The following is a 7,540-nucleotide window of genomic DNA, read 5'->3' as shown; positions in this document are numbered from 1 at the left end:
ACGGCTGGGCTGGGCTGGGCTGGGCTGGGCTGGGCTGGGCTGGGCTGGGCTGGGCTGGGCTGGGCTGGGCTGGGCTGGGCTGGGCTGGGCTGGGCTGGGCTGGGGAAGCCAACCACACCGGAGCGGCTCGCGGAGGTCGTCGGCTCTCGCCGCCGGGCATGGCTTTGGTCGGACGCGCGGGAGCCCACGGTCTCTTGGCGCTGGCGCTGGCGCGGGCAGCTGGACTGGGCTGGCCAACCGCGCTGAGGCGGCTCGCTCACCCGCCGCACGGGCGGGCGGCGCTCCTCGGCTTGGCGCTCCTCGGCTTGGTACTCCTCGGCTTGGTACTCCTCGGCTTGGTGTTGGTCGAACTCTCGCGCGCGAGCAGTGAGGGTTCGCGCGCGAGAAGCTAAAGGTCAGCGCGCGAGGCAGCAGGACTTGCCAGAGCCGACCATGGCAGCCACAACCGAGCGCTCGGGCACGACGCCAACGCGACTGACGGCCGGCCAAGCACCCCTCAGCAGCTCAGACCGGCCACGAACTCAGCGCGACTCAGATCTCCGCGCGCCGCTTCGCCAGGCGGGCGCGGCTGCGTTCCGGGGTCTCGGCGTCGACGGCCAGCAGGTCGAGGGCGCGGCCGTACTTTTCGATCTCGTCGCGCTTGTCGAGGTAGTGGGCGCCCGTGAGGTATTCGACGTAGGCGATGTTCGGCAGTTCCGATTCGGCGAAGCGCAGGAGCGCGAAGCCGTGCTCGGCCGACAGGCCGCTGCGGCAGTACGGCAGGATCTGCACCGACACGTGGGGCAGCGTGGTCACCTCGAGCAGGTACTCCAGCTGCTGCTTGAACACCTTCGGCCCGCCGATCGGCCGGTACAGCACCGACTCGTCGAGCACCGCCCAGATGCGGGGCGCGTCGGGGCGGGCCAGCATCTTCTGGCGGCGCATGCGCAGGGCCACGAGCTGGTCGACCTTCTCGTCGGCCATCTCGGGGCGGCCGTGGCTGAAGATCGCGCGGGCGTAGGGCTCGATCTGCAGCAGGCCGGAGACGAACAGCGGTTCCCAGATCTGGATGCGCGACGCGGCTTCTTCCAGGCCGACGAGGTCGGTGAACCAGCCGGGCACGGTGTCGCCGAACTTGCGCCACCAGCCGGCCTCGTTCGACTGCTTGACCATGTCGAGGAAGGCGCGGCGCTCTTCGTCGTCGGCGACGCCGTACATGGTGAGCAGGTCGGCGACGTCGCGTTCCTTGAAACCGACGCGGCCGAGCTCGAGGCGGGAGATCTTGGACTCGGAACCGCGGATGTTGTAGCCCGCTTGCTGACGCGTGATCCCGGCTTCCTCACGCAGCTTGCGCAGCTGCGAGCCGAGGATCATCCGGCGCGCAGTCGGGCCGAGACTCTGCTCGCCACCGGACGCGTTCACCGCGTTCATGACCGGGACCTTCCGTACGCCGCTCGTTTACCTGGGGGATTCCAGCCCGACTACCCAAAGTACACGTACAGAGCCAACCCGTATAGCACGGCTCGGCACGCGTCGGGTTTGTCATCCCGATTCTACGGAGAGTCGGCACCGAACGACACAGTCAGGTGAGTATTCACCGGTCAAGTCCCCAGGCGGTCATAGCCGGACCACGGGCAGCCAGTGTGAAAGGTCGGCCCGCGAGCCCGACGCCGTCACGCGCGCAGCGTCGAGGGCACTGGACCAATCGAGAAGCCCCGTCGCCAGTTCGAGCCACGTGCGGGGGTCGGTTTCGATCACGTTCGGTGGCGTACCCCGGGTGTGGCGGGGACCCTCGACGCACTGCACGGCGGCGAACGGCGGCACGCGCACTTCGACGCTGCGCCCGGGCGCGTCGGCGGCGAGCGCCTTGAGGCTCAGCCGCACCGCGGCGGCCAGCTCGGGCCGCGCCGGTTCCGGCCCGTCACCTCGCAACCAGCTCGAAACGGCCAGCACCGCCGCCCGTAACTCAGCGGGATCGACCGAACGCGAAGAGGCCATGGCCCAACAGTAGAGTGACGTCGGACGAACATTCAGCACCCGGCACCGAGGGACGGCGATGGCGCAGCGGGACGAGGCAGATCGGATGGTTTCCCCGACCACCCCCGCGGGGCGCCGCGGCAAACCGGCGGGCAAGCCCGCCACCGCCGGGCGGCACGGCCGGCGCGGACCGCAGGGCAAACCCGAGATCACCCCCGAGATGCGGGCCAACGCGCGCGCCAACCCCAACAGCTGGCTCTACGTCATCGACGAGGCCTTCGACCCGGGCGGCCCGGTACCGTCGTGGGCCGTCGTGGGCGCGTACCCGGTGAACGCCTCGGGCGACGTCGTCGAGGACTTCCACCCCAACGACCGCTACCGGCCCTCGCCGAAGGCGCTCGGCTACCCCGAGCCCGGCACGGAGCTCGAGCGGCTGCTGCAGCTCGTGCGCACCGAGCACCGCCCGGCCGAGGACCTGCCGAAGGTCATCCTCGACTCGACGCTGTTCGTCTACGCCATGTCCCCCGTGCAGCGCACGGTCATCGGCTTCCACAACACCGACGGCCGCGTCATGGTCCCCGCCTACACTGCCAAGTCGCTCGTGCCGCGCGAGTGGCCGCACGCGCGCGCCGTGCTGGGACGCGACATCGTCGGCCTGCTCGCCGGGCACCCCGTGGCCATCAACCCGCACGACGTGATCACCGCCGTCGTGCCGGCCGAGCACCTGCTGAAGGCGCTCGCCGAAGAACGGCGCTGACCTTCTTTTTCAACTGACGGCTTTTCGAAAAGGCCCGCTGTCCACTCCGGACAGCGGGCCTTTTCGTACCGGCAACCCGCCGCCCGCACGGATCCAACCCCACCCCGACCTGCCGCACTCACTCCATCAGGTGATCACCGATTCGCCGGAACGGCGGCTTGCGGGCATCGTGTGCGCTCGAAGGACTACAGGCGTCCGGTGGGGGGTCCAGGGTGAAGCGTCGTAATCCGCTGCTGCGCTGGAGCGCCATCGTTTGGGGCGCCGCGGTCGTTTCCGGGCTCGCGCTGTGCACCCCGGCCACTGCCGCACCGAGTTACGAAGGCGCCGACGACCACTACGCCGGCTCGCAGATCGAGAAGTACGAGGGCGTCGCCGGCGCGCCGAACGTCCAGTACACCGCGAGCGACCAGGTGCTCGGTCACGACGTGAGCGGACACCAGGGCGCGGTGGACTGGACCGCCGCCGCGAAGACCGGCGCGAAGTTCGTCTACGTGAAGGCCACCGAGGGCACGGGGTTCGTCAACCCGCAGTTCGCCCAGCAGTACAACGGTTCGTACCAAGCCGGGATCATCCGTGGTTCGTACCACTTCGCACGTCCCGACGTGTCCGACGGCGCGACGCAGGCCAATTACTTCCTCGCCCACGGCGGCGGCTGGTCCGCGGACGGCAAAACGCTGCCGGGCGCGCTCGACGCGGAGTACAACCCCTACGGCGAGACCTGTTACGGCAAGGACCCCGCCGGCATGGTCGCGTGGATCAAGTCCTTCTCGGACACCTACCGCGCACGAACCGGGCGTCTGCCCACGATCTACACGTCCACGAGCTGGTGGAAACGCTGCACCGGCAACAGCGCGGCGCTCGGCGCGAATCCACTGTGGCTCGCGCGCTACAACACACAGATCGGGGAGCTGCCGGCCGGCTGGCACAGCCAGGCGATCTGGCAGTTCGCGGACAAGGGTTCACTGCCGGGAGACCAGAACTGGCTCAACGGTCCCCTCGCAACCCTCCGCAATCTGGCAATCGGGTGAACATTCGTTACGACCTCACGAATTGATGCTCATGACCCGATGAAAATCACCCACGCGACCCTCTGAATTCACGGAACTTGATGACAAACCGCAGAGCGTCATCAAGAATCTCACCCGGGCGGCTACCTGCAATAGCCGCCCTCAGCGAGGGTATCTGTGAAGGGATTCAACGATGTCCACTTCCCGAAGAGGACGGCGAGCAACCCTGCTTTCCGTCCTGGCCATCCCCACCGTGGCGCTCCTGCTCGGCTCCGCGGTTCCGGCGATGGCAGCTCCGTACAACCCGGACCAGTCGGCGAGCGCGATCAACGCGATCAACGACGACATCCAGAAGCACAACCACGAACTGGGGTCGCAGATTCGCCGTGTGGAGGGTGACTCCTCCACGCCGGCGTCGAAGACCGCCGCCCAGGAGCCGCAGCCCGCGGCCGCCATCCCGAACCAGGTCCTGGCCACCGTGCCGGGCATGGACGTCGCCAGCTACCAGGGCAACGTCGACTGGGCGAGCTGGTGGAACCAGGGCAAACGGTTCGTCTGGACCAAGGCGACGGAAAGCACGAGCTATACCAACCCCTATTTCGCCCAGCAGTACAACGGTTCGTACAACCAGGGCTTCATCCGTGGTGCGTACCACTTCGCCACCCCGAACACCTCGAGCGGCGCGGCGCAGGCGAACTACTTCGTCGCCCACGGCGGCGGGTGGTCCAAGGACGGCAAGACCCTGCCGGGTGCGCTCGACATGGAGTACAACCCCTACGGCGCCACCTGTTACGGCCTGAGCCAGGCCGCGATGGGCGCGTGGATCCGCGACTTCCACGACACCTACCACGCCAAGACCGGCCGCTGGCCCGTCATCTACACCTCGGCGAGCTGGTGGAACCAGTGCGTGGGCACGTCGCAGAACTTCTCGTCCACGGTGCCGCTCTGGGTCGCGCGGTACGCGTCGTCGGCCGGCGCTCTGCCGAGCGGCTGGGGCTACTACACCGTCTGGCAGTACACCTCGAGCCCGCTCGACCAGGACACCTTCAACGGTGCCCTCGACCGGGTCCAGGCGCTGGCCAACGGCTGATCCCCGTGTGACCGACAGCTGAGGCTCCCGGCCACCCCGACCTGCGGGGGCGGCCGGGAGCTTCGTTCTCGTCACGTCTTTTGTGCAGTCGCTCCCGACCTTGCAGAATGCACCTCACGTGGGGAGGAACCGCCGGCGCTCGCCGGTCGTCAGACCACGGCGCGAAACGGTGCACCAGGAAGGGCGGAACCGGAGATGACCTACCCACCGCAGCCAGGGCAGGGCGGCCAGCCGGACCCCTACGGCCAGGGCTGGCAGCAGCCCGGCACGGGCGGGGTTCCCCAGCAGCCGGGGTGGGATCCGAACGCGCAGCAGCAGCCGGGCCAGCAGCCCGGGTGGGACCCCAACGCGCAGCAGGGCGGCCAGCAACAGGGCTGGGACCCGAACACACAGCAGCAGTACCCCGGGCAGCAGCAGTACGGCCAGCCCTACCAGCAGCAATACCCCGGAACCCAGCAGTACCCGCAGCAGGGCTGGGACCCGAACCAGCCCTACGGCGGCGGGTACGGCGGTGGCCCCCAGCCGCCGAAGAACAACAAGACCGGGCTGTGGATCGGCATCGCCGTGGCCGTGGTGGTCGTGGTGGCGCTGGGCATCACCGGCTTCGTCGCGCCCGGCTTTTTCCTGAGCAAGGACTCGGGGTCCACGGCGCAAACGCAGAACCCCGTGCCGCCGCCCGCGCAGTCGTCGCGGCCGCAGCTGCCCACCGGCGAACCGTCGGAGCCGGGTCTGCCCACCGACGAGACCGACATCCCGGGCACCGGCGGTGGCGGCAGCTCGCCCGTCGAGGGCAAGCAGGCCATCGACGCGTTCATGGCGAAGATCAACGCCAAGGACGGCGCCGGCGCCACCGCGATGACGTGCCAGGGCAGCGAGGCCTTCTCCAAGGACAGCATCGACGAAGCCACCGCCGGGACCCCGGCGCTCAAGGTCGAGGGTTACGACGGCACCGCGACCATCACGGCCACCCTCGACGGCGACCTGTCCGGAAAGGACGCCAACGGCTCGGTGATCGCCACCAGCGTCGGCGGCAACTGGTGCATCGGGTTCTTCTTCGTCATCGCCTTCTGATCGGTGCGGTCCCCACTGCTCTGGACGTTCGTCGCGTCCGTGCTGCTGCTGTGCGGGGTCGGGGGCTGGCTGCTCGCCGACCCCGCCACCAGCCGCAGCGATGCCCTGAAGACCGGCGGTCTGGCCGGCGGCGCGGTCGTCGCGCTCTACGCGCTGTGGCTCAACGACCGGCGCCGCCGCGTCGAGGAGGCGCGCCAGGAGATCGAGCGGCAGCGCCACGACCTGGAGATGCGCCGGGCCGAACAGGACCGTGAGCGCGTGTCGGACGAGCGCTTCGCCAAGTCGGTGGAGCTGCTCGGGCACGAGGCCGACCAGGTCCGCGTCGGTGCGCTGCACGCGTTGGCGGGCCTGGCGCGCAGCCGGCCGACCTACACGCAGACCGTGCTCGACGTGCTGTGCGCTTATCTGCGGCGGCCGTTCGAGCACGCGCGGTACGGCACCTCCGAGCGCACGGACGACCCCGACGCCGAGCGGGAGCTGCAGGTCCGCCTCACCGCGCAGCGGCTCGTCGCCGAGCTGCTGCCATGGGCGTCCGATGTGGACGCACCGAGCTACGACCTCGACCTCACCGGCGCGGTGCTGGAGTACCTCGACCTGTCCCGCCGCAAGATCGGCCGCCTGCTGCTGCGCTACGCGTCGTTGCACAGCAGCACGAACCTCAGCGGCTGCCTGATCACGGACCGCGCGTACTTCACCGCCGCCGGCACGGGCAACGGCCGGCTGATCGGCAACTTCCGCTGCCGCGGCGCGAAGTTCCTCGACTACGCGTGGTTCAGCGGCACGGTGTTCGCCGAGAACGCCGACTTCACGGAGACGACGTTCGCCGGGCGCACCGCGTTCAAGGACGCCGTGTTCGCCAAGGACGCGCTCTTCACCGACGCAGCGTTCGACGACTCACTCGACCTGCGCCGCGCGTCCTTCGGCGGCCACGCCGACCTGCGCTTCGCGCGCGTGCCCGAGCACCTGTCGCTCTACAACACGAAGGTGACGTCCACAAAGGACAACCAGATCCCCGACGGCTGGCTGCTCGAACCACTCGACGACGGAGTCGCGCGGGTCACCGTGCCGGCGGCCTGACGGCCGCGATCGCCGCGTCCAGCAGATCCCCCAACGGCTTCTTGCCCGCCACGCGCGTCCACTCGTAGCCCGCGACATCCAAACAGGACAGTGCGGCCGAGCTCAGCGCGTGCGCGGCGAACTCGTCGCCACCCAGCCGCTTGGCGAGCACCGGCACCAGCACCTCCTGCCACTGCAAGTGCTTGCGCAGCAACGCCGTGCGCAACGCGGGCGTCTCGGCCAGCATCGTCGCGCGAGGCAGCCCCACGGCTTCCAGCGACTCCACGCACACCTGCAGCGCCGCGCGCAACGCCGCCCACGGCGCCTCGTCGGCGGGCCGGGCTTCGAGAGCCGCGGCCAGCTCGTGCCCGAGCTCCATCAGGTTGCCGACGACCATGTCCTCCTTACCGGCGAAGTACCGGAACACGGTGCGCGTCGACACCCCCACGGCGGCCGCGATCTGGTCGACGGTCGTGCCCTCGAAGCCCTGCTCGGTGAACAGGTCCATCGCCTTCGCGGCGATCTCCGCGGTGACCGCCCTGCGCGTGACCTCGCGCAACCCTTCGCCGACCATGCGCCCGAGTCTAGTCGAGACACATCTGT

Annotated in this window: 8 protein-coding genes; 5 read left to right on the top strand and 3 right to left on the bottom strand. The window is 69.5% G+C overall.

Annotated features, from left to right (window positions below; genetic code table 11):
- Positions 1-531: 531 nt before the first annotated feature.
- Together ACFY1H_RS03705 and ACFY1H_RS03700 are read right to left on the bottom strand one after the other, a co-directional pair.
- Positions 532-1,410 (bottom strand): helix-turn-helix transcriptional regulator, encoded by an 879-nt coding sequence (locus tag ACFY1H_RS03705; RefSeq protein WP_326567041.1) that lies wholly within the window; start codon positions 1,408-1,410, stop codon positions 532-534.
- Between the two features lie 186 nt (positions 1,411-1,596).
- A complete protein-coding gene (locus ACFY1H_RS03700) occupies positions 1,597-1,977 on the bottom strand; it encodes a sterol carrier family protein (RefSeq protein WP_366580458.1) in 381 nt (126 codons plus the stop codon).
- A 58-nt stretch (positions 1,978-2,035) separates the two neighbouring features.
- Between ACFY1H_RS03700 and ACFY1H_RS03695 the strand changes: the two genes are divergently transcribed.
- From ACFY1H_RS03695 to ACFY1H_RS03675, 5 genes are all read left to right on the top strand, one after another.
- Positions 2,036-2,713 carry a type VII secretion system-associated protein gene (locus tag ACFY1H_RS03695; RefSeq protein ID WP_364065009.1) on the top strand — a complete coding sequence of 226 codons (678 nt, stop codon included), beginning with the start codon at positions 2,036-2,038 and terminating at the stop codon, positions 2,711-2,713.
- A 212-nt stretch (positions 2,714-2,925) separates the two neighbouring features.
- The gene (locus tag ACFY1H_RS03690) at positions 2,926-3,741 is read left to right on the top strand and encodes a lysozyme (protein WP_366580456.1); all 816 of its coding nucleotides are present in this window, start codon (positions 2,926-2,928) and stop codon (positions 3,739-3,741) included.
- Between the two features lie 172 nt (positions 3,742-3,913).
- Positions 3,914-4,810, top strand: coding sequence for a lysozyme (locus tag ACFY1H_RS03685; protein WP_386944354.1), 897 nt, complete (start codon positions 3,914-3,916; stop codon positions 4,808-4,810).
- A 195-nt stretch (positions 4,811-5,005) separates the two neighbouring features.
- Entirely contained in the window at positions 5,006-5,881 is an 876-nt protein-coding gene (locus tag ACFY1H_RS03680; RefSeq protein ID WP_386944352.1) for a hypothetical protein, read from the top strand.
- A gap of 3 nt (positions 5,882-5,884) precedes the next feature.
- Complete coding sequence (locus ACFY1H_RS03675; RefSeq protein WP_386944350.1) at positions 5,885-6,958, top strand: pentapeptide repeat-containing protein; 1,074 nt, start codon at positions 5,885-5,887, stop codon at positions 6,956-6,958.
- Here ACFY1H_RS03675 and ACFY1H_RS03670 read toward each other — a convergent pair.
- Positions 6,939-7,511 carry a TetR/AcrR family transcriptional regulator gene (locus tag ACFY1H_RS03670; RefSeq protein WP_386944348.1) on the bottom strand — a complete coding sequence of 191 codons (573 nt, stop codon included), beginning with the start codon at positions 7,509-7,511 and terminating at the stop codon, positions 6,939-6,941. The genes ACFY1H_RS03675 and ACFY1H_RS03670 overlap by 20 nt on opposite strands.
- Between the last annotated feature and the right edge of the window lie 29 nt (positions 7,512-7,540).

Origin of the sequence: Amycolatopsis sp. NPDC001319, assembly GCF_042896185.1 — a bacterium.
Classification (GTDB): domain Bacteria; phylum Actinomycetota; class Actinomycetes; order Mycobacteriales; family Pseudonocardiaceae; genus Amycolatopsis.
Note: the sequence above shows the minus strand (reverse complement) of the source record. Positions and strands in the feature narration are given on the sequence as shown.